This window comes from Aminobacter anthyllidis (assembly GCF_018555685.1).
GTDB lineage: Bacteria > Pseudomonadota > Alphaproteobacteria > Rhizobiales > Rhizobiaceae > Aminobacter > Aminobacter anthyllidis.
The window spans coordinates 156,211-181,322 of the sequence record NZ_JAFLWW010000011.1 but is presented as its reverse complement, the minus strand read 5'-3'; the positions used below and the strand labels follow the sequence as shown (position 1 = coordinate 181,322).

Annotated in this window: 21 protein-coding genes and 1 pseudogene; 10 read left to right on the top strand and 12 right to left on the bottom strand. The window is 61.2% G+C overall.

The genetic code is table 11. The annotated features are described in order from the left end of the window. The first annotated feature begins 754 nt into the window (after window positions 1-754). Window positions 755-1,516, top strand: coding sequence for a GGDEF domain-containing protein (locus J1C56_RS28035; RefSeq protein ID WP_214393269.1), 762 nt, complete (start codon window positions 755-757; stop codon window positions 1,514-1,516). 150 nt (window positions 1,517-1,666) lie between these two features. Here the strand turns inward: J1C56_RS28035 and J1C56_RS28030 are convergent, their stop codons facing one another. Then, window positions 1,667-1,945 (bottom strand): HU family DNA-binding protein, encoded by a 279-nt coding sequence (locus J1C56_RS28030; RefSeq protein ID WP_214393268.1) that lies wholly within the window; start codon window positions 1,943-1,945, stop codon window positions 1,667-1,669. Window positions 1,946-2,350: 405 nt separating this feature from the next. Here J1C56_RS28030 and J1C56_RS28025 point away from each other — a divergent pair, with 405 nt between their 5' ends. Continuing rightward, window positions 2,351-4,420 carry an ATP-dependent helicase gene (locus tag J1C56_RS28025; RefSeq protein ID WP_214393267.1) on the top strand — a complete coding sequence of 690 codons (2,070 nt, stop codon included), beginning with the start codon at window positions 2,351-2,353 and terminating at the stop codon, window positions 4,418-4,420. A 67-nt stretch (window positions 4,421-4,487) separates the two neighbouring features. Here the strand turns inward: J1C56_RS28025 and J1C56_RS28020 are convergent, their stop codons facing one another. The 5 genes from J1C56_RS28020 to J1C56_RS28000 form a co-directional block, all read right to left on the bottom strand. Beyond that, complete coding sequence (locus J1C56_RS28020) at window positions 4,488-4,814, bottom strand: hypothetical protein (RefSeq protein ID WP_214393266.1); 327 nt, start codon at window positions 4,812-4,814, stop codon at window positions 4,488-4,490. A 32-nt stretch (window positions 4,815-4,846) separates the two neighbouring features. After that, a complete protein-coding gene (locus J1C56_RS28015; protein ID WP_246592032.1) occupies window positions 4,847-5,113 on the bottom strand; it encodes a DUF4172 domain-containing protein in 267 nt (88 codons plus the stop codon). A gap of 404 nt (window positions 5,114-5,517) precedes the next feature. After that, window positions 5,518-6,222: a hypothetical protein gene (locus J1C56_RS28010; protein WP_214393265.1), complete on the bottom strand. Its 705-nt coding sequence runs from the start codon at window positions 6,220-6,222 to the stop codon at window positions 5,518-5,520. 147 nt (window positions 6,223-6,369) lie between these two features. After that, the gene (locus tag J1C56_RS28005) at window positions 6,370-7,206 is read right to left on the bottom strand and encodes an ABC transporter permease (RefSeq protein WP_214393264.1); all 837 of its coding nucleotides are present in this window, start codon (window positions 7,204-7,206) and stop codon (window positions 6,370-6,372) included. A 31-nt stretch (window positions 7,207-7,237) separates the two neighbouring features. Continuing rightward, window positions 7,238-8,059 carry an ABC transporter ATP-binding protein gene (locus tag J1C56_RS28000; RefSeq protein WP_214393263.1) on the bottom strand — a complete coding sequence of 274 codons (822 nt, stop codon included), beginning with the start codon at window positions 8,057-8,059 and terminating at the stop codon, window positions 7,238-7,240. Window positions 8,060-8,411: 352 nt separating this feature from the next. Here J1C56_RS28000 and J1C56_RS27995 point away from each other — a divergent pair, with 352 nt between their 5' ends. Genes J1C56_RS27995 through J1C56_RS27970 form a run of 6 tightly spaced genes read left to right on the top strand, consistent with a single transcriptional unit; the run spans window position 8,412 to window position 16,227 of the window. Continuing rightward, the gene (locus J1C56_RS27995; RefSeq protein ID WP_214393262.1) at window positions 8,412-10,526 is read left to right on the top strand and encodes a hydantoinase/oxoprolinase family protein; all 2,115 of its coding nucleotides are present in this window, start codon (window positions 8,412-8,414) and stop codon (window positions 10,524-10,526) included. Continuing rightward, window positions 10,523-12,718 (top strand): hydantoinase B/oxoprolinase family protein, encoded by a 2,196-nt coding sequence (locus J1C56_RS27990; protein ID WP_214393261.1) that lies wholly within the window; start codon window positions 10,523-10,525, stop codon window positions 12,716-12,718. Before J1C56_RS27995 ends, J1C56_RS27990 begins: the two co-directional genes overlap by 4 nt. After that, window positions 12,715-13,170 (top strand): Zn-ribbon domain-containing OB-fold protein, encoded by a 456-nt coding sequence (locus tag J1C56_RS27985; protein ID WP_214393260.1) that lies wholly within the window; start codon window positions 12,715-12,717, stop codon window positions 13,168-13,170. The genes J1C56_RS27990 and J1C56_RS27985 overlap by 4 nt, the downstream gene beginning before the upstream one ends. Then, complete coding sequence (locus tag J1C56_RS27980; protein WP_214393259.1) at window positions 13,167-14,330, top strand: thiolase C-terminal domain-containing protein; 1,164 nt, start codon at window positions 13,167-13,169, stop codon at window positions 14,328-14,330. The genes J1C56_RS27985 and J1C56_RS27980 overlap by 4 nt, the downstream gene beginning before the upstream one ends. 15 nt (window positions 14,331-14,345) lie before the next feature. After that, a complete protein-coding gene (locus tag J1C56_RS27975; protein ID WP_214393258.1) occupies window positions 14,346-15,146 on the top strand; it encodes an SDR family NAD(P)-dependent oxidoreductase in 801 nt (266 codons plus the stop codon). A gap of 55 nt (window positions 15,147-15,201) precedes the next feature. Then, on the top strand, window positions 15,202-16,227 hold the full coding sequence (locus tag J1C56_RS27970) for an ABC transporter substrate-binding protein (protein WP_214393257.1): 1,026 nt from the start codon (window positions 15,202-15,204) through the stop codon (window positions 16,225-16,227). Here J1C56_RS27970 and J1C56_RS27965 read toward each other — a convergent pair. Continuing rightward, the gene (locus tag J1C56_RS27965) at window positions 16,190-17,086 is read right to left on the bottom strand and encodes an IclR family transcriptional regulator (protein ID WP_214393256.1); all 897 of its coding nucleotides are present in this window, start codon (window positions 17,084-17,086) and stop codon (window positions 16,190-16,192) included. The genes J1C56_RS27970 and J1C56_RS27965 overlap by 38 nt on opposite strands. Window positions 17,087-17,230: 144 nt before the next feature. Between J1C56_RS27965 and J1C56_RS27960 the strand changes: the two genes are divergently transcribed. Then, window positions 17,231-19,360: an acetate--CoA ligase family protein gene (locus J1C56_RS27960; protein ID WP_214393255.1), complete on the top strand. Its 2,130-nt coding sequence runs from the start codon at window positions 17,231-17,233 to the stop codon at window positions 19,358-19,360. Window positions 19,361-19,560: 200 nt separating this feature from the next. Here J1C56_RS27960 and J1C56_RS27955 read toward each other — a convergent pair whose 3' ends face one another. After that, window positions 19,561-20,163: a hypothetical protein gene (locus J1C56_RS27955; protein WP_214393254.1), complete on the bottom strand. Its 603-nt coding sequence runs from the start codon at window positions 20,161-20,163 to the stop codon at window positions 19,561-19,563. Window positions 20,164-20,710: 547 nt separating this feature from the next. On the opposite strand from J1C56_RS27955, the gene J1C56_RS27950 reads away from it, so the two are divergent. Beyond that, on the top strand, window positions 20,711-20,935 hold the full coding sequence (locus J1C56_RS27950) for a hypothetical protein (protein WP_214393253.1): 225 nt from the start codon (window positions 20,711-20,713) through the stop codon (window positions 20,933-20,935). A 77-nt stretch (window positions 20,936-21,012) separates the two neighbouring features. Here J1C56_RS27950 and J1C56_RS27945 read toward each other — a convergent pair whose 3' ends face one another. The 4 genes and pseudogenes from J1C56_RS27945 to J1C56_RS27930 form a co-directional block, all read right to left on the bottom strand. Then, entirely contained in the window at window positions 21,013-21,330 is a 318-nt protein-coding gene (locus tag J1C56_RS27945) for a hypothetical protein (RefSeq protein WP_214393252.1), read from the bottom strand. Further along, window positions 21,331-23,169 (bottom strand): type II toxin-antitoxin system HipA family toxin, encoded by a 1,839-nt coding sequence (locus tag J1C56_RS27940; protein WP_214393251.1) that lies wholly within the window; start codon window positions 23,167-23,169, stop codon window positions 21,331-21,333. It lies immediately after the preceding gene. Window positions 23,170-23,422: 253 nt separating this feature from the next. Further along, window positions 23,423-24,181 (bottom strand): annotated as a pseudogene (locus tag J1C56_RS27935) (transposase family protein); the annotation flags it as partial. 69 nt (window positions 24,182-24,250) lie between these two features. Further along, a complete protein-coding gene (locus J1C56_RS27930; protein WP_214393316.1) occupies window positions 24,251-25,033 on the bottom strand; it encodes a FadR/GntR family transcriptional regulator in 783 nt (260 codons plus the stop codon). Window positions 25,034-25,112 lie beyond the last annotated feature (79 nt).

The following is a 25,112-nucleotide window of genomic DNA, read 5'->3' as shown; positions in this document are numbered from 1 at the left end:
TGCTCCAGTGCGTGGATGTCGCTCGGTGGTGATAACACGCATTTCGCCAGGTCGTGAGCTGGCGAGCTGCATCGAAGCAACGCGTGGACCCGATCCTCGGTCTGGCCACTTGATCTGAAGATTGAGTGTGTCGCCCTTCCTTCGGCCGGAGAGGCTGGCTGCTCCCCGCGTCGATCCGACATACGATCCCGTATAGTTCGAACCTTTGGCGCGTAAATCGATGCCGATGTGGCGCGACAGGATAACTTTCGCCCGGCAGGTCCCGTCCAAATTAAGAACATTTCCGACGGTGCGGGAATTCAAAGGAGCAGCGAACGGAAACCGTACTGGTGTCCGGTCTCAGTCCTACTTCACCAGTCCCTTGCCAGCCTGAAAGCGATTGGAGAAAGTCGGTCTCCTTTCCAGGAGTTGCTGACAGTGCAAGTGCCGCGAGCGGCAAAGCCAGAAGTGCCCTGTTCATCGTCGAACCATTGGAAAAGCCCCGGTTCTGACGATCGCGTCAGAAGCGCCGTCGCACAACGCTCGGTGAGCTTGCCAGTTCAACCCAGTCGTGGTCGGGATGGGTGCTTCGGCGCGCGACAACTGTGGGCATTTGACGGTTCGCCCTCGATAGTGCGCATGCAAGATCCCACTCGTTTGGCAGGTCAGGCGCGATTACGATGCGAAGCGTGCCCCAATTAGGGGGCAGCTTCACGGCGGACGGCTGCACACATTAGTAAGGGACGATTTACTTAGACTACGCTAATGTACTGAGATGACCCGGCGCAAGATCATTCTCGCGAAAGCAGTTGTCGTGACCGCGATAGCGGTTGTTGCAACCTTTGCACTTTCATTTTCTGCCAGACTAGCTCTTGGAATGCCGATCGACTGGCTGAGCTGGGTGGAATGCACCTTGATTCCGATTTTCATCGCTATGCCAGTCGCCTCGTATATTTTCCTTCAGTCTGAAAAGTACAAGGAAGCCAGCAAAGCACTCGCCAAATCGCTTGCTGAATTAAGTGAGATCCACGAGAAGCTCAATTATTCGACCAGCCACGACCCGGCGACAGGACTGTTGAACCGAGAGGCCTTCATTGGCCACCTTGCTCGTGTGCGTCGTGAGGAGGAGTGCGACACTTTGCTGCTGGTCGACGCTGATGATTTCACAAAGATCAATGACCAGCACGGCCATGCCAAAGGTGACGAGGCCTTAGTCCGCATAGCCAAGGCTTTGCTATATTCGACTCGACCCAACGACGTTGTGGGACGAACCGGCGGCACAGAGTTCGGGGTCATTCTAAGCGATGTCGACCAGAATGGCGCGATGTTGCGGGCAGAGAAGATTAGGCGGCAAGTCGAGACGATTCCCTGGCTGAAAAGCGGCCGCGGAAGTATCAGGGCAACGGTCAGCGTCGGCGGCGCGGAGATACGAGGCTCGGCCGATGTGGCAGAGAGCCTGCGTCAAGCCTCTCGATGCTTATACGAGGCAAAACAGCAAGGCCGAAACCGCGTCTCCTTCAGTTATAAATCGGCCTAGCCTTCTTCATTGCCTGGGGGACTTTTAGGGAAGAAGTTGCCGATCAGCGCGGAGGAAGTCACGCATTTGGCTGAAATGAGGAACGAAGGGTCCGCTGGTAGCTGCGGGCCCTTCGCTTGTAGGGCTGTGGGGGACAGCCCGATGCACGCATCAGCCGTTCAGAGTGTCCTTGATTGCCTTTGCAGGCGCAAAAGTCAGCTTTTTGGCTGCGGCGATCTTGATAGTTGCACCCGTTGACGGATTGCGACCCTCGCGTGCCGGCGTTTCTTTCAGTTTGAATTTGCCGAAGCCAGGAATGCTAGTCTCGGCCCCGCTCTTTGCCGCATCGGCGATCTGTTTGAAGACGCTTTCGACGACTAGCTTGGCTTGTGCCTTCGTGAGGTTCTGGTCGGAAGCGATCTTGTCTGCGATTTCATTGGTAGACGTCATTGTTGCAAAACCTTCTGTTGAGAGACCATATTTGTATGGCAACGAAATATCGTCTCGGGTAGGGGCCGGCGAGTGCCGCCCTGCATCTCCACCAAAAAATGTTCTGCGTCGGCCTCTCGTGGCCGACCTTTGGCTGCCAGAGCAACTCGCGCTGACATCTGAGGTGCGTCGAAGTTTGCCAGTATCGATTGCCTGACAGTGCGATGCGTCTTCAGTTTTGCTCCCGCAGCGATGTAGTGTGAACCTCGCGTAGCCGGAAATCTCGACGTGCCCTTTTCGCGATGGCTATCCAATACCCCGGCAAGTTGTTATGTTCCATATTTGTTCTTGATTTGCCAGGGTCGGTCAGAGGGGATGCCCGGGACCGGCCAGCTGGCGGGCAGGCATTGTCAAGCGCGGGGACTGATGAGCACGGCATATCTCGAGAAACTGAACGATCGCCAACGCGAGGCGGTCGAACATGGGATTGGACTGCCTGATGATGAAATTGGCGGACCGTTGCTGATCATCGCGGGGGCGGGTTCCGGCAAAACGAGCACGCTCGCCCATCGGGTTGCTCACCTTATCGTCCACGGCGCTGATCCCCGGCGCATTCTGCTCATGACATTTTCGCGCCGCGCAGCCTCCGAGATGGGGCGGCGTGTCGAGCGGATCTGCCGGCAGGTACTCGGTGGAAATGCCACTAGCATGACGGACGCCTTGGCATGGTCGGGAACGTTCCACGGGATCGGTGCACGTCTGCTCAGGATTTATGCCGAGCAGATTGGGGTGAATGTCGATTTCACGATCCACGATCGTGAAGACAGCGCCGACCTGATGAATCTCGTTCGGCACGATCTCGGCTTTTCGAAGACAGAAAGCCGCTTTCCCACCAAAGGCACATGTCTTGCGATCTATTCCCGTGTCGTGAACTCCGAAGTGTCTATCGGCGAAATACTGAAGGCAGCCTACCCCTGGGCAATGGGATGGGAGGATGAACTCAAGCAGCTCTTTTCGGGCTATGTCGACGCTAAGCAAGTGCAGAACGTTCTCGATTATGACGACCTGCTGCTCTATTGGGCGCAGGCCGTTTCCGATCCCGAGCTTGCCGACGACATCGGCAGCCGCTTCGATCATGTTCTCGTCGACGAATACCAGGACACCAATCGGCTGCAGGCTTCGATACTGATGGCCCTGAAACCCGGCGGCTGCGGGTTGACGGTTGTGGGCGACGACGCTCAATCGATCTATTCTTTTCGCGCCGCCACCGTTCGCAACATACTGGATTTTCCCAACGAGTTTTCTCCGAAGGCGGCCGACGTCATTACACTCGATCGCAATTACCGTTCGACGCAGCCAATCCTGGAGGCTGCAAACGGCATCATAGGGCTCGCGCGCGAGCGCTTCACCAAAGATCTCTGGACGGATCGCCAGTCGTTGCAACGTCCCCTGCTCGTGACTGTCCGGGACGATGCCGACCAGGCAAGATATGTGGTGGAGCAGGTGCTGGCAGCCCGTGAAATAGGCGTCACACTCAAGCAGCAAGCCGTTCTGTTTCGCTCCTCCAATCATAGCGGCGCATTGGAAGTCGAGCTCACGCGGCGTAATGTTCCGTTCGTCAAGTTCGGTGGGCTAAAGTTTCTCGACAGCGCGCACGTGAAAGACCTGCTCGCCGTCTTGCGGTTTGCCCAAAACCCGCGCGACCGTGTCGCGGGCTTCAGGCTGCTTCAAATGCTTCCGGGAATTGGCCCCCAGACGGCAGGGCGGATCCTTGATACGATGGCAGCGGAGCCGGAGCCGCTGCTGTCACTTGCAGAAGTGCCACCTCCGCCGAAGACCGGCGATGATTGGACCAGTTTTGTCGCACTTCTCTCACGCCTGAGAAGATCCGCTGCCGGCTGGCCGGATGAACTCGCGGCCGCCCGCGCCTGGTATGAGCCGCATCTTGAGCGGATTCACGAGGACCCGGACACTCGCAAGGCCGACTTGGTGCAGCTGGAGCAGATCGCGGCCGGCTATCCCAGCCGAGAGCGTTTTCTCACCGAACTGACGCTGGATCCCCCTGATGCAACAAGTGATCAGGCAGGGGTGCCCCGTCTCGACGAGGACTATCTAATCCTGTCGACAATCCATTCCGCCAAGGGACAGGAATGGCGCTCGGTGTTCATGTTGAATGTCGTCGACGGCTGCATTCCTTCCGACCTTGGGGCGGGGACTACCTCGGAACTGGAGGAAGAGCGGCGCCTGCTTTATGTCGGTATGACAAGAGCGCGAGACAGCCTGGCCCTGATCACCCCGCAGCGCTTCTTCACCTATGGACAGAACGTCCAGGGCGATCGCCATGTCTATGCCTCGCGCACTCGCTTCATCCCCGCGCCACTGCTGCGGCTCTTTGAACAAACGAGCTGGCCGAAGGTTACGGCAACCGGAATTGAGCGCAGTTCGCAGCAGGTGCGGGTTGATGTCGTGGCACGCATGCGATCGATGTGGAAGTGAGAGCAACGCCTGCCGCCTGCGCGATCGTGGACGGATGCGCATAGGTCGAACGGCAGGCTACCATGTCTCATGGGGCGTTTCCGGTGGTCTTGCTCGTTTCCCCGAGAACCTTGCAGACTCTGATGGTCGAGGCTGCTTCCTGAAGCAGCGCGGAAATCTTCTCTGGCGAAAACAACTCGACGGCGCTTGCCATGGCCATCAGGTCGAACACGATGTCGCCCTGGCTGCGGTCGTTGGCTGGCGTTTCGGGGTAGTCGACCCGTTCGCGATAATTGCGGATTGTTGCAGCAGCCTGCTGCAACAGCCGGGCGGTTTCATGAGGCGTCAATTTCGAAGTCTCGTTTGCGGCACAGGTCAGTTCGGTGATGAAGCTGCTCGTCGCCATCGCCGGCACCTCGCCTCGTGATTGCTATGCGCGCGCCTTGTTCAGTCGCCCCCCATCTTGGTGCGATTTGATGCTGGTTTCAATCGGGTATGAATCGGTTGAGGTACTCCCCCCTCAATTGCGGACGTCCTCAAGGCTTCTTCGCTGATGAGATCGACGCGGATCTGGTCGCGTTCGTGAAGGCCGACATGGCGAAAGACACCCAGTAACTCGCCCGCGCCCAACAGGAACTCGCTTTCTAGCGGCTCCAGTACCTTGTTGTCGTAGGCAAAATTCGGCCAGTCGGCCTGCTGCCAATTCCAGCCCATGAGTTATAGGGCTCTTTCTATAACTCACGATATGTACAATTGTGAGCTATAACAATCTTCTCTATACCTCGCGGCTTTGGGCGCGGCCCAAAGGTTGGGCCCGTCGACTACAAACGCTGCCGTTCTGCCTCTTCTATGAGAGCGATCACGTTCTCGACGGTCTCGTGAACTGATACCGAGTGACCGGTCCCATCTGAGTTTGTCGCTGTTGTGCGAATGAACGTATTGCCGTTGACTGTGCTGACAGCAACCACATGTCTGTAGTGGAGATGCACATCGACATTATCGGGAAGTCGCGTCAATCGAATGAAAGCCATAATGTTCAACTCCGATAGTTTTCAGAAAAGTGCCGAAGCACGAGGCTTCGGAGCGTCTTGTGTATCGTTCATGCCTCGCTGCCTGGCCTAAGGTTGGACCCCAGTCTTGAGCGGAGAGGCGGGTGCCGAACACATCAGATGCCCGGTCCAGTCGAGAACGATATCTTCAGTCTTGGCACGCCATATCTGGAATGGCTGGCTGCCTTGCGCCTTGCTTGCACGGGCCCAGTCGCTCCATTCCTGCATCGCCCAGATCAGCACCACCTCTGAATCGTTGCACATGGCGGTGCGAAAGGCACCGACGAGCTGGAGCCCAAGTTCCCTAGCCGGCTCGCGCCAATGCTTCGATACCAATTCAAGATAGTCCTGTGCAAAGCCTGGCTTGATGCTGACGATCTCATGCAGGAACACCTTGGCCCCCACGACGGTGCCTTCGGCACAAAGCTGTTCGATAGGGGGCGAGCAGGGGGCTGCAATCAACACGCGGTCGAAGCCGCCGCTGCGGTAGCTTTGTGCGGTGAGCCACCATGTCTCAAGGGCTTTGTCCTGCATGGTGTCGGTGCCTGTCTCATGCGCGAAACTTGCGGCAAGGCTATCCCAGTCGTCGTACTCCCACAGGTTGACCACCTGAGGCCACTGCCCGGTACTGCCGAGCGTGCCCCAGACACCGAAGCACTTTTGATGGCGTTCGGCACTGTGGCGACCCCAATCGGTCGTCATGTGCCTGAAATAGTTAGCCCGGTTGGCGCCGATGATGTTGATGTATTCGTGGATGTAGATCTTGGAACTCATTCGTGTCCTCCCACGGGGTCGACGTAGGTGCCGCAACCCGTTGTGAGGCACCACAAAATGCAGACGGGGAAAGATGCCTGTCTCGCCAACGGCGCTTGGAGCAGCGAGCCACTGCATCACGGAGGATCTTCGGTCGTTCCGCTTGAACTAGCGGGACCTCTTGGTCACGGACGCTGTCCAGGGCAGCATCAGCCGTCCCAGCCAGCGCACCAGCGAACTGAACAGGAAACCCATCAACGCCACCGTGCAGATGCCGACATACATGCGGTTGGCCTGAAACAGCGACCACGAATGCCAGATGCGGTAGCCGATGCCCTGGCTTGCCTGCACGAACTCGACACCGACGATGACCAGTACCGCCGTGCCGATGGCGATGCGCATGGAAATGAACAGCTGTGGCAGCAGTGCCGGCCAGGTGACGTGGCGGAACATGTTCCAGCCCTTGGCGCCGAACGAACGAGCCGCCTCGTGATAGTTCTCGGGGATGGCGAGCACCGCCTCCATGCATTGGATCCAGACCAGGAAGAAAACCGTCATGCCGACGAGCAGCACGCTTGGCAGTTCGCCGAGACCGAAGATCAGGAGCAGCAATGGCAGCAGAGCAAGCTTTGGCACCGTGTAAAGCGCTGTGAGGAACGGCTCCAGCGCTGCACGCGTCAGGCGCGACAGGCCGAGCAACAGCGCGGCACCCAACCCGGTGACGACGCCGATGGCGAAACCTGCAAGCACGCGAAGCGCGCTTGCCATCACATCCTGCTGCAGCATGCCGGTGCGCGTCATCTCGACCGCCGACAGAAAGATCGCACTTGGTGCGGGGAAAAAGCGGGAATCGAGAAGACCGGCGCGGGCACAGATCTCCCAAAGGATAAAGAACACGACAGGGGTGGCCATCGCCAGCACCTTTTCCTGCCGTTGCGCCCGGCGTGCATAGCCGCGCGGGTCGCGCTCGGCTTCGCCAGGTCTGATAGTGATGGTCTTTTCCATGCTCGTCGCCTCCTCCGCGTCGATCTTGATTTCAGGCGGCGTGCTTGCCGACCTGCTCGCGCAGCAGGTTCCAGATTTCCTGTTCCAGCTTGGCGAACATCGGCTCACCGCGGATTTCCGGCGTGCGCGGCCGCGCGAACGGCACCTCGAATTCGGCGATGATGCGTCCCGGCCGCGCCGACATCACAACGACCCTGTCGCCGAGCAACAGCGCTTCTTCCAGGCTGTGGGTGACGAAGACGACAGTGCGCCGGTCCTCCTGCCAAAGCGTCAGCAACTCGTCTTGCAGGATGCGCCGGTGCTGGGCATCGAGCGCAGCGAAAGGTTCGTCCATCAAAAGGATTTCGGGCTCGACAGCCATGGCGCGCGCGATGGCGACGCGCTGCAGCATGCCGCCTGACAGCGCCGGCGGATAGGCGTTGGCGAAGTCGGCAAGACCCATCTTGCCGAGCCACGCGGTGGCGCGCCTGTCGGCCTCTGCACCGGCCATGCCGGTCATTTCCAGGCCGAAGCGGACATTGGCCTGGATCGTCTTCCACGGAAACACATTGTAGTTCTGGAACACCATGGCGGTGGGGACCGCACGCGTGCCGCTGGCGTGGACCAGGATCTCGCCTTCGCTCGGCCTGTGCAGGCCGGCAATCATTCTGAGCACCGTCGATTTGCCGCAACCTGACGGCCCAACGAGGCAGACGAATTCGCCGCTCCGTACGTTGAGGTCGACACCGGCGAGCGCTTCGACATTGCCGTTGGCGTCATAACGCTTGCGCACACCCCGCACCTCGATCTTGGCGGCTGCTTCAGCGACCAGCGGCAGGGCCGCCGCAACGTCGGATATGCGCAATGAGTTCATCTGTCGCTCCGTCAGGAAGTGCAGTTCGGTGTGCGCCCGCAGGCAATCGTGTTCGAAAGGCTAGGCCGCCTAGCAACGTCAAAACAATCGCTTCCGCAGATTTTCCGGATAGCCGGAAAATTGCCGGTTGCGTTTGACAGCCTGCTCCGTTCGACGCCTAATCGACGTGTCTCAAGTGGTGGAAATCATTGCTGCTTTGGACGGCGGACGCGCTGCGGCAAAATTTGTGCTCCGCAAGGTTGTTTCAATTCCGCGCCGGGTTTCTGGCGGTCACAGCAGACCACGAACGGTGAGCGCCAGGCGTTCAACCGACGGCGGACTGCATCCTGAAGAATGATTTGCGAGAGTGCATATGCAGATCGTCGGCATCGACACTGGCGGAACCTTTACCGACACGGTCATCCTGACTGCGGATGGACGCGTCGGCGTCGGCAAGGCGCTGACGACACATGGACGGCTGATGGAAGGTGTGATTGCCTCGCTTGGCGTCGCCTCCCGCTCGCTGGGCAAGTGCCTGGGCGAAATCCTCGAGGTGACCGACATCCTGTCGCACGGCACCACGGTTGGCCTCAATGCGCTTCTGACAGGCACGGGCGCCGAGGTCGGCCTGCTTGTCACCTCAGGCTTCGAGGCGACGCTGCCGATGGCACGCTCCAACAAGGTGCATGGCCTGCCCGACGAAGACAGCATCAACGCGCTCAAATGGCGTAAGCCGGACCTGCTTGTTCCTCGCCGCCGCATCATCGGCGTGCGCGAACGCATCGATGTCGACGGCAATGTCATTGTGCCGCTGGACGAAGAGCAGGCCCGCCAGTCGATCCGCCAGCTCGTCGCGCGAGGTGCTGAGGCGATCGGCATTGCGCTGATGTGGTCGCCCGTCAATGGCAGTCACGAACGCCGCCTCGCCGAGCTTGTCGCCGAAGAGGCGCCAAGCCTGCATGTGACGCTGTCGAGCGAGCTTGCGCCGCGCATCGGTGAATACGAGCGGACCGCGACTGTCGCCATGAATGCCTATGTTGCGCCACTTGTCGGCGACTACCTGACCTTGCTCGACGAAGCGTTGCGCAAGGAGGGATTTGGCGGCCTGTTCCTGATCGTGACCATGGGCGGCGGCGTGCGCCGCGCGAGCTCGCTGCGCGATGCACCGGTACACCTGCTTCAGTCCGGACCGGTAGGAGGCATCATGGCGGCTCGCCAGGTCGGCGCGCGGCTTGGGCATGCCGATGTGCTCACCACCGATGTTGGTGGGACCAGCTTCGATGTCGGCCTTGTCGTGGGGGGCGCTTTGCCTGCCGCTTCACGGCCACGCATCGACCGGCACAGCCTTGCCGTTCCAGCAATCGACCTTGCTTCCATTGGAACGGGTGGCGGCAGCATAGCTTACGTCGATCCCGAACTCGGCGTGTTGCGCGTCGGCCCGCAAAGCGCCGGCTCGATGCCGGGCCCGGCCTGCTACGGCCGCGGCGGCACACAACCAACAGTGACCGATGCCGCCGTTGTTCTGGGCCATCTTGACCGTCTTGGCGGGGCGCTCGCGCTTGATGGTGCTGCAGCGCGGTCAGCACTTGCGCCGCTTGCCAGCAGGCTCGGCTTGGAAGTCGAGGCGGCGGCCGAAGGGATATTGCGCGTCGCCAATGCACAGATGGCCGATCTCGTCCGTCGTGCCAGCGTGCAGCGCGGCCACGATCCTCGCAACTTCGTGCTTTATGCCTATGGCGGAGCGGCCCCCCAGCATGTCGGGCGCTACGCCGCCGAGATCGGCGTAAAGGCAATTGTCATACCGCGCCTTGCGCCGGAGTTTTCCGCCTGGGGCGCAGCCTCCAGCGACTTGCGGACGTCCTATGAGATCGAGCTGCCCGCCCGACCGCTGCAGGACTTCCGCGACGGCGAGATCGAAGCATTCGGACGGCTCGAGCAGCGCGCTCGCGGCGAATTTGAAGGGCTGGCGGAGGCGGGCCTGTCAGGTGCCGTCGAGATCAAGCGCAAGATCGGCCTGAAATTTTCCCGCCAGCTGCACCGTATCGACATCGAAGTGCCGGCCTCTCGGCTCGGAAGCGCCGACATCGCCACTGCCGAGGCGGCATTCCGGGCCCGCTACGAGCAGATCGTGGGCCGGGGTTCAGCCCACGCCAAAAGCGCCATCGAGCTCGCGGCCATCATTGTCGAAGCGCGCATGCCGATTGCCATGCCCAACGCCGCTCCAGCACAGATGCGCGCCGCGCTTCGGCCTGCCCGGCACCGGACAGCGTGGTTCCTGGGCCGCGCATGGGAAACGCCTGTCTTTTTGTGGGACGAACTTGGCGCCGGGGCGGAGATATCAGGGCCTGCCTTCATCGAATCCGAGCAGACAACGGCCGTGATCCATCCCGGCCAGATGGCGACAACCGACGAGGACGGCAATCTCACCATCGCCGTGCCTCAGGCCCACACGCGCTCGCCGTCGCCCAAGGTCGAGGAATTTGCATGACAATCGGCCCGATCGAACTCGAAATCATCCGCCACCGACTGGAGGCCATCAATGCCGACGCCGGCCAGACGCTGGTCCGTGTCTCTGGTTCGCAGATCGCGTCCGAGGCGAGCGATTTCAACACCGCGATCATGACCGCCGACGGTACCGTGGTCTCCTGCAGCAAGTTCATTCTCGTCCAATCGACCTCCCTCAACCTGATCGTGCGCGACATTCTCGATTGTTACGGCGAAAACCCCGGCATTGGTCCAGGCGACCAGTTTCTCACCAACGACCCTTATCTCGGAACCCTGCATCAGCCCGACGTGACGCTGGTGGCGCCGATCTTCGATGGCGAACGGCTGGTTGCCTGGGCGGGGTCGACAGTGCATGAGCCGGATGTCGGTGGGCCGGTCAGCGGCGGCTTCAACTATGCCGCCCGCTCGATATTCGACGAGGCCATACCGATTCCGCCGATCAAGATCGTCGAGGCCGGCCGGATCCGCCGCGATATCGAACGTGACTATCTTGCCCGCACCCGAACGCCCGAGCTCAATGCGCTCGACCTGCTCGGCCAGATCGCGGCGAACCGTGCATCCGAGCGCCAGGTGCTTGAGCTCTGCGCTGCCTATGGCACCGATGGTCTTGTCGAGGCGATGGACAGGCTGCTTGCTTCGACAGAGGCGGCATTCCGTCGTCGCCTCGCCGACCTGCCTGACGGCGTCTGGCGCGAGAACTCCTTCATCCAGCATGAGCAGCGCAGCGGCGCCGATTATCTGCCGAACCAGGTCTACGCGGTCCGGCTCGTCATGGCCAAGACGGGCGACAAGCTCACTTTCGACTTCACCGCGAGTGACGATGAAGCGCCGGGCGCGGTCAACGCCACCTATCCGACGCTGGCCAACTTCACCATGGCGGCAGTGCTCGTCCATATCTGCCAGGGACTGCCGTGGATGCCGGGCGCCATCTGGCGGACCATCGACATCCGCACCCGCAAGCGGTCTGTGGTCGATGCCGAGTGGCCGGCGGGTGTCGCGATGAGCACAGGCACCTCTGCTCAGGCGATCCGCAACTGCGTCAGCGGTTGCCTGGCCCGCTTGCTCGACGGTTCGGCGGCGCATGCGCATATGGCCATGGCGTCGTCGCAGTCGTCAGGCGCCGGTGGCATGTCGATTTCGGGACACAGGCTCGACGGCAGTCCCTTCACCACGCTATTTCTGGATGAGCTGAGCGGCGGCGGCGGCGCCACCTGCAATGCCGATGGAAGCGACACTTCAGGCACGGCGACGTCACCGGGTGCTACGCCCTCGAACCTCGAAACCAACGAAGCCTATTATCCGGTGCTCTATCTGACGCGCCGCGAGCTGGCCGATTCGGGCGGGCCGGGCACGCACCGCGGTGGTGTCGGTGCCCTGCATGCTTATCGCCCGCATCAGACGGAACGCTCGATCGCACTGTTGTCCATGGCGCAAGGATTGCAGCATCCGGCGACCATGGGGGCTGCCGGCGGCGAACCCGGTTTGCCGAGCGGTTTCGCCATCATGAGCAACGACGTACCGGTAGCCGGTTCGAAAGGCTGGTCGGACCTTGCGGATGTCACGGATCTTCGGCTGCCGGATGCCGCCACCAGGCTCCACCCCGATCAGATACTGGTCACGTCCTCGCAAGGTGGCGGTGGCTTTGGCGATCCGCTCGAGCGTGATCCGATGTCGGTTGCCACCGACGTTCTCGCTGGGTTGGTAAGCGTCGGTGGTGCGCTGCGCGATTTTGGCGTGGTCCTGCGCCTCGACGGCGACCAGGCAGTGATCGACCACGCCGCGTCGGTGGCGGAGCGACAAGCCCGTCTCAGGGCCCGGCTCGGCGGTCGCGAGCCGCGCAAGGCTGAAGGCCCGGTCAGCGGACGTCGCCTTTCCAGCCACTTCCGGGCCGTCGCATCGCCCGCTGGCGAACAGGTCGTATGCGCGAGCTGCGGCCATGGCATCTGCAACGCGGGCGCGAGTCTCTACGCGTCCCTCGTCGTCCACGAAGCTGCCGCAGGCGAGCGGTCGGCCATCACCGACCGCTACCCCGGCAGTGAGCGTTTCCGCATCCGCCACTTCTATTGTCCCAGCTGTGCCCGACAGGTCGACGTTCAGGTCGCGCTCGCCGGCGATCCGGTGCTTGAGGCGATGGAAGTACCGGCCGCCCATCAACCAATAGAGGCAAGACGATGACAGCCATCCCTTTGCCTTATGGCGACGATCCCGACACGAAGGGATTTTGGGACGCGGCGCGTGAGAAGCGCCTCGTCGTGCAACGCTGCAAGGCCTGCGGCCATTGCCAGTTTCCGCCCCATCCCTTCTGCGCTCGGTGCGCCCGTGACGAAACAGAATGGGTCGACGCGTCGGGCCGGGGGCAAGTTTGGTCGTTCGGCATTGCCCACGGCCCGACGCTGCCGGGCTTCCAGGATCTGGTGCCGTATCCGATGATCGTCGTCGAACTCGATGATCATCCGTCTATCCGCATGGTCGGCAGCCTTGTCGCAGCGCCCGACGCTCCCATCAACAGTGTCCCAGCTTCGGCCATCCGCATAGGCTTGCCGGTCGATGTCACCTTCACCGCCGTCTCCGACGACATCACCTTGCCGCGCTGGATGCCGCGCGCATCCGAGAGTCTCACGCCATGAACGACACGATCTCCCTCAAGGACCGCACGGCAATCGTCGGCATTGGCGAGACCGCTTTTGGCAAGGCAATGGCGCAAAGCGAGGAGCAGCTTGCCTGCATGGCGATCAAGGCGGCGCTCGATGACGCGGGCATTTCGCCGTCGGAGGTCGATGGACTGTGTTCGCTCAACATGGAGAATGTCTTCCAGCACGACATCGCGCGCGACCTCGGCATGAAGGAGGTGACATATTATGCGCAGATGCCGGCCGGTGGCCATGGCGGCTGCGGTACTGTCGGACATGCTGCGATGGCGATTGCCACCGGCCAGGCCAAGGTCGTCGTCGGTTGGCGCTCACGCAAGCGCAGCGGCCGCGCGAGCCGCGTCTGGGCTCAGTTGGAACAGCGCATCCAGGGCAGCCGCGACACCTGGTTGAGACCCTGGGGCATCATCCGGCCGGTCGACGAGGTCGGCGTGATGTACACCCGATACATGCACGAGTTCGGCGCGACCCGCGATCATCTCGCCAATGTCGCATTGGCGTTCCGAAGCCATGCCAATCGCAATCCCAATGCCTTCATGCATGCCAAGCCGATGAGCCGCGAAGACTATTTCGCCGCGCGCTGGATCAGCGAGCCGTTGTGCCTGTTCGATTGCTGCCTTGAGACGGACGGCGCGATCGCCTTCGTCGTCACCGCGGCGAAGCGCGCCAGGGATTGCCGCAGCAGGCCAGTCTACATCCACGCCGCGGCTCAGGGCTTCGACGGCGGCAGTGCCATCCTTGCGAACTACTTCACGGCCGATCCGATGCGCTCGCAGGCCGCGACCTGCGCGAAGTCGCTGTGGCGCCAGAGCGACATCCGTGCCTCCGACATCAAGGTGGCACAGTTCTACGACGCCTTCACGCCAGAGGTGTTCTTCACGCTTGAAGGCTATGGCTTTTGCGGGCGAGGCGAAGGCGCTGCCTTCACCGAGGACGGCGGCATCGCACTTGGTGGGCGCCTGCCGGTCAACACCGGCGGCGGCAGCCTCTCGGAGGTCTATCTGCATGGATTCAATATGATCAGCGAAGGCGTGAAGCAGATGCGCGGTAGCTCGACCGGGCAGGTCGACAACGCCGACTGCTGCTTTGTGAGCTCAAGCGATCTGGGCCCGACCTGCGCGGTCGTGCTGCGCAACTGAGATGGAGGGCTAACGATGCACGACACCATCGTCTGGATCAGCGGTGCGACGCAGGGCGTCGGCCTCGGGCTTGCTCGCAACGTTCCTTTCGCCAACGCCCGTATCATCAATCTGTCGCGCCGCAAGCACCCCGATTACGAGAGCGTCACGTTCGACCTGGCCGACCCCTCGACGTGGGATCGCATCCGCGGCCATTTCATTCGGGAATTGGCTGCGTTTCGCGGCAAACGCGCCATCTTCATCCACAACGCATACTATTCTGAAGCGATCGGCGTGGTCGGCAAGGTCTCCTCGCAGACGTATGAAAAGGGCGTGCTTGCAAATCTGGCCGCACCCTTCGTGCTTGCCGAAGCGTTTCTCGACGCTTGCCGTCCGGGCTACGAGGCAGGGCTGGTGATGCTTTCTTCCGGCGCGGCGGTGGCAGCGCTCGAAGGCCTTGCCACCTACTGCGCCTCCAAGGTCGCGATCGAACACTGGGTCGAAGTGGTTGCGCGCGAGCGTGAAAGCCGTGGCGGCATCGGGCCTTGGGTGGTGGCAGTGCGGCCGGGTGGCGTCGACACGCCTGCCTTGCGTGCCGCCTCCGAAGTCGATCCCGAGCTTTATCCGCGCGTGGCGAGCCTCAAGCGCAACATTCCAAATCGCGTCGACATCGACACAGCCGGCAGGCGGATCTGGGCTGCGTTGCCGCCAGCTCCGGACACAGCGGTCATATCGTTCGCCGAGCCACCTAGCGACCCGGCATTCCTCTTCGGTGGACCGCGCATAAGGCAACTCGCCGGGTCGAGCTGGAAGCTGGTCTACGACGCCGGCTCATGACGAGTTTGCCGACCGGTGGAGGCCGGCGGCCAAGAGGATCAACAGGGAGGAAGCAATGAAATCTCTATGGAAGAAACTGGCGCTTGCCGCCGCCGTGATCGGGGTCAGCTTCGGTGCCCATGCCGATGGCTCCGACGCGCCGAAACCACTACCGCAGCGCGAGAAGGTGATCGTCGCCATGACCGCCAAGGTCGAGGCATACATACCGATGCTCCTTGCCGAGCGAATGGGTGAGTTCGACAAGGAAAACATCGACATCGAATACACCTTCGCCAAGTCGAGCGACGGCATCGTGCTCCTGTCCACAGGTCGCGCTGACGTGCTTGGCGGCCAGCCGAGCGCGGCCGTCTTCAACGCCATCGCCAGTGGCGCCGACATTCGCGTCGTGGCGCCGCTCTTCGTCCAGTCGCCGGCGTCGAAGCAGGGGATCTGGGCCAACAACGCCTTTCTCAACGGCCGCAAGTTCACCGTCGACCTGTTCAAGGACCAGACAGTCGCCAGCGCCATCGGCCTCGGCTCGACGGCCTCCTACTTCCTGCAGACGGAACTGGAGAAAGTCGGCCTGTCGCTGAAGGACGTGAAGTTCCAAACCATGGCTTCGCCTGACATCCTGGTGGCGCTTGAAAACGGTGCCGTCAATTTCGGCTACCTGATCGATTCCATCTGGCAGAAGGCTGATGAATCCAAGGTGTCGCTGGCCTTCGTCCAGGGACCGGAGATGTCGGCAGGCTCGTGGAGCTTTGGTCCGCGCCTGCTCAAGGAACGCCGCGACGTCGGTGAGGCGGTGATGCGGGCGCTGGTCCGCACGACGCGCACCTATCTCCAGGGCGACTACCATAACAACCCCGAGATCATGAAGATCATGCTCGAGGAACTGCAGCTGCCCGAGGAGACGCTGAAGAAGGGTGTCTCGCTTACCTTCGATCCCAACCTCTACATGCCGGCCGATCTGGCCACGCGCCTGCAGAAGACCTACGCGCTCATTCCCGAGGTGCTGTCTTACACCGAGCTGATGCCGGAGGATCGCGTCGTCGACCAGGGCTTCATTGCTGCCGCGGGAATTCCCATTCCGGCGAAATAGGCAGGTCGTCATTGGCCCGGTGCAATTCCGCGAGGCGTTGGTGCCGGGTCGCTATCTGCCTGAGGGTGAACCCAAGGGCAGCCGTGCCGGGGCTCTCCTCGGGGGCGGCACTGATAAGCCCCACGGCGACCGGAACACGCATGAACTTCGACTGGAAGGATGCCGCGACCGCGGTCACGCCTTCCGCCGAAAAGCCGCGGGAGGTGGCATAGCCTTGTTTGCGAACCGATCTGACCTTGTCGAGCAGTGCGGTCACGCTGGCCGTGCGCCTGGCCGGCGGCTCGGTGCGGAACATGCGCTTGGCAATCTCCACCACCAGCTCCTGCGGCTTGCCCGACAAAAGTGCCATGCCGGCGGCGGTCGTCCAGTCGTAATCGGTGAAGCCTTCGACATGGACGCCGGCGTGAAAATCGGAGCCGGGAATGATCGCCGAACACTGCACCCAGTGGTCGTTTTGCATACACAGCCACACCGTCAGGCCGGTGCGGCGATGAACTTCGTCCATCAGGTCGGAAACCGCCGTACCACCGAAAAACGAACCCTCGAGGCGCCGGGCGAGCGTGACGATCCGGTAGGATGGCAGGTAGACCTTCTGGCGCGGGTCGAAGGCGAGGTAGCCGGTGCGCACCAACGTCTTCAGTATGTCGTCGGCGCTGGAGTTGGGGATGGCGAGCGCGCGGCTGATCTCGGTCGTACGCGCCGGCCGCGGATTGGCCTGGAAGTATTCGAGTACAGAAAGCACGCGCAGACTGGATTTCACCACACCGCCAGAACGGTCGTTGGTGACCCCCCGCAGCAGTTCGTTGGGTTCTTCGAATCCCAACTCCGCCCGTCTCGCCGTGCTGGCCGCGGTTCCCATGGCGCTCTCCTCTCCTTGCGCCGGTGTGCCGCCGCAGAGCGTTTCGTGCCCCAGTTTGGCACCTCATCACGAACTTGAATTCGGCCATTTGGCCTAGGCCAATTGCCCGTCAACCTGAAAAACCTACCGAAAGACCGCGACATCATGCAGACCATCCCACAGGCAATCCGGCACGCCCGCGACGAACTCGATCTTAGCCTGGCCGATCTCCAGCGCATGTTCCGCAAGAAGACCGGGATTGCCTATGTCGGCCGTGTCGATGCGTCGCCGCAGGCGCACAACTGGTTTCGGCGCTTCGGCGAGGATGTTCGATTCTGCTACGTCAATCCGCGCGGCGGCGAGGCCGGCGGCGTGCCCGTCTTCACCTCCATGGCAGAGGTGCCTGACTACATCGACCTCGCCGTGGTCAAGGTGGCGCCGGCGATCGTTCCGCAGGTGATCGCCGATTGCGGTCGCCGCGGCGTGCGCGACGTCATTGTCTTCAGCTCCGGTTTTTCGGAAGTGGGTGCCGAGGGCGCCGCTCTCGAGGCCAAGGTCGCCGCGGCGGCGCGCGAACATGGCGTGCGCGTCATCGGGCCGAACACCAACGACAATACCTTCGAGCAGTTTCCCATACCGGAGCAGCATCGCGGTGGCCTGATCGGGTTGGTCACGCAAAGCGGCTTCAACGGCCGGCCCATCGTCGAGGGCGTCGCCATGGGGGCAGCCTTCCGGCGCTGGGTAACGGTAGGCAACGAGGTCGATCTCGAGGTTGCCGACTTCATCAACTACTTTGCCCACGATCCGCAGACGTCGGTCATCGCCGCCTATGTCGAGGGCTTCAAGTCGATCGCCAAGCTGCGACTGGCGCTTGAGGCGGCGAACGCAATGAAGAAGCCGGTGGTCATGCTCAAAATGGGGTCGACCGAGCGAGGTGCGCGCATGGCAGCCTCGCACACCGGCCACCTCGCCGGTGCGGATGCGGTCATCAACGGCTTGTTCAAGCAATATGGCGTGATCCGGGTCCGCGATCTCGACGAGTTGCTCGAGACCGCCAACCTGCTGGCCAAGCTGCCGGTGGGCACCGGTCCCAACTGTGCGCTCTATTCGGTTTCCGGGGGCTCGACGACACTCATGGCCGAGTTGGCCGACAGCTACGGCGTGAGCTTTCCCGAACTGTCACCGGCGACGATCGAGAAGCTTTACACCTACCTGCCCAACTACGTCGCCGTCTCCAATCCCATCGACAATGGTGGCGGCTTTGTCATCACTGCCCCGCAGCAACAGCGCATCGACGTGCTCGAAACCATCGCCGCTGATGAAAACGTCGACGTCATTGTGGTTGGGCTGACAGCGGCACTTGGACTGCTGTCCGACAGTTTTGCCGCCGACGTGCTGGCCTTTGCACCCCGCTCTTCGAAGCCCATCGTTGCGGTATGGGGATCGGTGCTGACGGATAGCCCCGGCTATCGTGACCTGGTCAAATCCGGCGTGCCGATCTTCCGCTCGTTCCGCAAGTGCTTCCGCGCCATGCGGGCACGGGCCGATTACGAGGCTGCGAAGGCGGCATTCCGGCGCCGCTCGTGGCAAGCAACGCCCTTGTCCGTCGCGCAGCAGATAGCGTTACGACAGAACGGCTTGCTTGACAGCAGGCAGTCCGCCGACCTGCTTGAAGGTGCCGGGATAGACCGCGCCCAAGAATGCCTCGTGACCTCGCCCACGGAAGCTGCCGACAGGCTCCCGGATTTGGGCGGGCGGGTCGTCATGAAGCTTGCCTCGCCCGATATCGCGCACAAATCGGACGCCGGATTGGTGGAGCTCGGAATAACCGACGATACAATGGCTGCCAGTGTGTTTGATGTGCTGGTTGCAAAGGCCAAGGCTCATGCTCCCGATGCCAGGATCGAAGGGGTTCTGATGCAGGAACAGATCGGCTCGGGTGTCGAAATGATCGTTGGCCTGACACAGGATCCCGACCTTGGCCCCACGATCACCGTCGGAGCAGGCGGCATCTATGCTGAGATACTCAAGGATGCCGCCACGCGTCCTTTGCCCGTAGACAGGGACGACATTCGCGAAATGATCGCAAGTCTCAGGCTTTCCCCACTGCTTGATGGTGCCCGAGGTGCTGCTCCATCGAACAAGGAAGCCCTTGTCGAGTTGGTCTTTCGGACCGCGCAACTGGGGCTCGCAGCGGGTACAAGCATAGTGGAGCTGGATCTGAATCCGGTAATTGTCTTGCCGACGCGTGCCGTGGCGGTGGACGCTCTGGTTGTCAGTCGCACGATCGACTGACACGGCGCGCCATTTGTGCTGCAGGGCATTCCCGGCGAAGTTTCGAAGAAACAATGAAACTAAGCCACGGCAAAGCCCAGGACATATCGATCTGAGCGAATCTTGCTTGCATCGAGCAGACCGTCCGCTGCCTCTTTGGCTCGATTGCTTCTGCTTTGAAAACTGCCGCCCTGGCTGGTCGCTCGGGGCGGTGCTCCATTTTACCAGCCGGCTAGCTCTGGTAGGTCATCAAGCCAGCTTTTCTCTGCCATCGAGGCATCACCGGTCTGCGGTCCAGCCTCTATGGCGTTTTGAATGAGCCAGTCCATCCACTTCCGATAGGCAGCCGGGTCCAGTTGCGGCGGCAGCACCTTGGCCTTGGCCAGCATGCGTTTGCGGAAACTGACTTGCCTGCGAAGTTTGGTCGTCGTGAACTTGATCGCCTTGCCTTGGTATTCAACCGTCCAGCGCCCATCCCCATGGCTGGCGAGCCTATCTATGGCGAAACCGGCATCGACCGGCCTGTCCCGCCAGGGAAGCTCGATGGCATTCTTCCTCAGGTCCATTGCCCATCGCCGGTAGTCGGCCCCGGCACGCTGGGGCGGCAGCACACCAGCCTGTTCGAGTATCTTCCTTCGGAAGGTAGGCTGCTTCTTGATCTGGCCCGTCGTCAGCTCGATGCGATGCCCACCGAATTCGACGTGCCACCGAATCCTGCCGTTACCGAAATACTTTACCAGCCTGTCGATGACGAACTCGTCATCGCTAAGCGTCGTGCATCCCTGCTTGATGCTTTCGAGAATGTACTGACTATCGGTGGGCATGACGGGGCCTCGTGCAGGACGTATCGGAAGCTTAGAGATTCAAAAAATCAAGGACCAATTTCCCCACCTATGCTTCATAGGCCGGCCGCGGCGTATGAAAGAATGCGGCGTGATTTCCTCGTTGTGTGGACGATTTGCTCCGCCATCGCTAGCCGCTCTGCGGAGGCACGGGCAAAATCCTCAAGTTCGATGGGTTGCTTCCGAATATTTGTATGTCCAGGCCCAGATGGTACCGCCGATGATTGCTCGCGCGTGAATTTCGCCATCGTACTCGTAGGCATCACCGTCATGGCCGCGCTTGCTCAGTGCGAGAATCACTGCGTTGAAGATCCGCAGCCGCGGCTTGCCTAATTGATTGTCGAACTGGGTTCGTCCCGGATCCGCTCGCGCTCTACATTTTTGTTGCGCCGACGCTGCTCCCAATCGCCTGCAATTCCTGGGCGTGGAGTCTATTCAGCAAAAGTCCTGTACGACATAGGCGATGGCAGCAGCAACTTGGACAGCGCCAGCCGGGAGGAGGAGAGGGCGCTGCCCTCCATACTGGATGATGCGCCCGCAGAAGGACGGTGACGCCGTGATTGGCCCTTTCATTGAGAAGACGAGCCTTGAGGCCGTTCTGTCTGAAATGGGTCGTTTGGCCATACAAGCCTGCAAGCACCTGATCGCGTTCTTCCCCAGCGACTGGCAACAAGGTGTCGCCCCGCGGCTTGGCTTTGCAGAGGCGACGCGGGAATGGCTTGCGACCTTTTATCCCGAGGCTCCCGGTGCCTGAGCCAAATTGACGAACGGGATGTTGAGGTGTTGAAGGACGCGTGGCTAAGGGGCTCAACACTCCAATGGTTGGAGAAGTTAGATTGCCTGCTCTGCCGCCCTCACGCGGAACTTGCCATCGAGCAGAACGGTGGCGAGCCGATCAAAAGGTCGATCAGGCATTCGGCGAATAAGGCCGAGCTGACGGGAACCGCCAAGCGCTTCCAACTTGCGGCAGCGCACGCCGTCGGCATCGCTGCTCAGCGTCCAGCCGAACGCTCTGGAAAACAGCAGTTCCCCCGTAATCGCCGGCGGGATTGTTCGCGCTGCGCACCACCTTGCGCCGCCGCAGCTCTGCAGGCAAATCCCGTGCAGTCCAAGAAGAGCGGAAACCGAAGTATCGGTGAGATCGATCATCTACGAGAACCCTTCGATGCGTTCCCGGATAATCGCGCGCATTTGCTCGGCCATCGTCGCGCCTTGAGACGAATCCGACAAAGGCGGCGGTAGTTCGAGGTGATCGAGGGAGTGGGAAAGCGTTGTGACCAGATTGTCGATAGCCGCGTCTGAATCGGAGGCCTTGAGGCCAGCCGTGCTTGCAAACTTCTTGAAATCAGCGCGGCGCAGACTATCGTCTTTACCGTTCATTTTGAGGGCCATCCGGTCTCTCTCCAATCGCGGAAAGACGCGTGTCGTCACTGCATCGTAGAGCGGTGCGATGCGGACGGAACTGAATTTCGCGTTGCCCGGCTCCGCAATCTTGAGGAGGGCCATGTTCTTCAGGTGCATGTCGCCATCGGCAATCAGCCAAGCGAACAGAGATCGTTTGAGGACGAGCAGAACATCCTCTTCGGGTGCGGTTGATAGAGGCCTTACTGCTCGCGCGATCCGCTCCATCGTGCCGTCATATTTCGCTTCGGTAGGAACACCCAGGACAGAACAAAAATCCTCGAGCGCTAGGAGATGCTTGTCATCAAGCCTCGTCCTGATGTCGAACCGTTCAACCAAGAGCGCGGGAGGCATCCCGTCAGGCATGGGAACGAGCGCAGTTGCGGGCGTCGTGAAACCTGTGGCGCTTCCCAACGCGAGGGACTGCCATTCGATGACCGGCAGAGCCTCAAATCCGCTTGTGCCAGCAGGTTTAAGAATATGGGTGAAGGGCTTGCCGGTGCTGGGCGACAAGATGCCATCTGCGTCGAGGAACATCGGCGCTTTGATCTGGACACCCGACAGTCGGGGTGTATCGGTGCGCTCGAATATCTGTGCGAGATTGCGCTCGAAGCTCTGCTCCAGGTCGCCGCGGCCTGGCCCGGCGTAGCGGCCGGTGAATAGAGAGTTCTCAGTGAAGTCTTTGAGCCGGGTCAGAAGTATGTCGGGCGGCAGCGCCGCGAGATCGCTCGGGCGCTCGACGATCGTCACGTTCGACATGTAGCGCTTGCCCGAGCGCAGCGTCGCGCGCTCGTCGCGGTCGTTCAGGACTTCCTCAAGCCAGCCTTCGGGCAGCAGTGATAGAATGAAAGGGGGGAGCTTGCCCGGCGTGGTCTGGCGGACGAGCGGCGGGCCGTCCAGATCGTTGGGACTCCAGCGCCATTCAAAACCGTCATGAATCAGATTGCCTAGCGGAGCGCCGTGCCACGCAACGATCAAATCGAACGCGGCTTCGTTCCGCGTTAGTTCTGCCGCCGGACGGCGGAGCAAGAAGCGCTCGGCATGCTCGCCCTCGCGATACCATTGGTTTTCGCGGGCGAGTGACCATGTTGCGTCGGCAGCACCTTGGGCACTTCCGTGTTCTTCGATGAGACGGTTCGCGATTGTTTCGCGCATCGTTTCGTCAATTGACGCGGCGTTCTCGCTGCGCAGGCGGAAGGCTTCGAGGAAGCGTTGACGCATCGAGGAAACGTCAATCCGGAATTCGCCCAAGCCGTCATCAATAATCGCTGCGGCGACCGATGGATGATCGGGAGCGGCGTTCTGGATGATCTCGAGCGACCGCAGACGCGTGCGCTGTATGCGCCTCCCGCTTAGGAACAGGCGGCCGCCGCGGGTTGGCCCAAGAAGGACAGCGCTCGCCGCTGACAGGTATGTGTTGGGGTAGAGATATTTGGCGATGCGAACGGCGTGCTTGAGTACCGTCGCTTCGATATCCTCTCCAGCATCAACATAGATGCCGCGCATCAGCTGCACGAGCTTGCCGGTCTCAGCCTGATAGTGGCTGCGGGTTTTATCGATGTTTTCTCCAACCAGGTGCAGGGGCATTTTGTAACTTTCACGTATCTCACATACGGGAAAGTTATCATAAGAGACTTCGAGTCACAAGGGTTCCTAACTTTCGCGTGTCTTACATACGCGAAAGTTAGGATTTGCCTTCATGACTGCTCAAAATATGACTTTCAGCATCGAGAACAGGATGGGACATGGTCAAGAAGCCCGTCATGCTCTGCCGCTGCCGAAACGCCGCTCAATGCAAGCGCAACGAACGGCTCGTGCCCTTTACCTCAAAGCGCCCTTGTTATGCTGCAACCGGGATTGGCGCCTTGACGTAAGCCTGTCAGGCCTCTGCCGTCCTAGGCTCGGTGAGGCTTCGTGCCATTGCAGAAGGCCAGATATACAGGATGATCGAGGTGCTGGCCGCGCAGATAGACCTCCTCGTATTGACCGATCGCCAGATCTGTTCGACGAAGACGTTGTCGCGCCGGGCGCCCTGGCCGTCCATGCTGATCTCGATGCCTGCGCTGATTAGCAGTGAACTCGCGGCTGGTGGACTACGAACCCTGACCGTGTTGAAGAAGTGGGGCTTGCCGAAGCGTGCCATGGCCTCTTCAACTGCCTCGATGCAGAATCCGACGTCTATCGTGATCGAGAGCCGCGAGGCCAGAACTTTGCGACTGAACCAGTCGACGACAGCCGTCAGATAGACAAAGCCCCGCCGCGTCACCGGCAGCTGGCGCAGTAGATAGGGTAGATCTTGTGCCCGGCGCTGGCTTCGAGGTGTTCGGCCGGCGGTTGAGCGCCTCGATCCCCGTGCGCTTAATCAGCGTCGCGACATGCAGGCGCCCCGGTGAGTGACCCTCACCCGACAGCAGATCTTGCAACATGCGGCTGCCCGCGACGGATATTCCAGATGCAGTTCGTCGATCCGGCGCATCAAGGCCAGATCGACGGCAGGAACTGCGCGAGGAAGATAATAGACGCTGCCCCGACTGATCCCGAGCACCTTGGCTTGTCGGTTCAGCGGCAGATCGCGCGCGCAATCGATCATCACTTTGCGCCAGCGAGCGTCTTGCAGAGATCATGCGTACGCTGCCTTTCGGCGAGGGAATCAAGTTCGAATATGTATCTATCTTGGTCGTCGGCCGATGATTTCATCGGTATTCGCCAAAAGCTTGCGGACCGCATTGCGCGCGGCATTGGGCTTCTGTAGCCGAATGCACTTCTCGATATTCTCGTGAAGTTTTTGCGCCCGCAGCAGACTGCTGTCTTCGCGGGTCACATGAACAAACAGGTGGTTCAACGCGGATTCGATCAGAACACCGAGTGGCACCAGCAGGTCGTTGCCCGAGGCGCGCAGGACCGCCATGTGAAAGCGTGTGTCGGCTTGTGTCCGCTGCTGCAGCGAAGCGGCATGACCCATGTCGTGCAGCGCCTGGCTGATCTCGGCCATCTGCGCTTCGGTCCGGCGCTCGGCGGCCAGTGCCGTCGCTTCCGGCTCGATGATGTGGCGGAATTCCTGCACGGTCCTGAGAAAGCCCTCGCGATCCGGCGAGGCGGCGTACCAGCTCAGAACGTCGCGATCGAGCAGGTTCCAATGCTCCTTGGGTTCCACCCAGCTGCCGATCTTGGGGCGGGAGGCCAGCAGGCTCTTGGCCATCAGCATCTTGATCGCCTCGCGCACCGCCGAGCGGCTGACGTCGAAGATCTCGGTCCACTTGGCCTCGTTCGGCAGGATCGTTCCAGGCGGGTAGTCGCCGCGGACGATCCTGAGGCCGATCTCACTGGCAAGTGAAGCGTGCACGCTCGAGCCGGTGATGCGGGTGGCATTCGCCCGGCGGCTCGTGAGCGGCTTATCCTCAACAGACAGGCCGGTCTGGCTCGGTGGCACTTTTGATTTCCGCTCCGGCATATTCCCTCGTTGTTCCTGCTGCTGTCTGCCAGTAGCGTGGTGCGCCACCCATGCGCTCTTTGTCAGTCGCCGTTGCGAA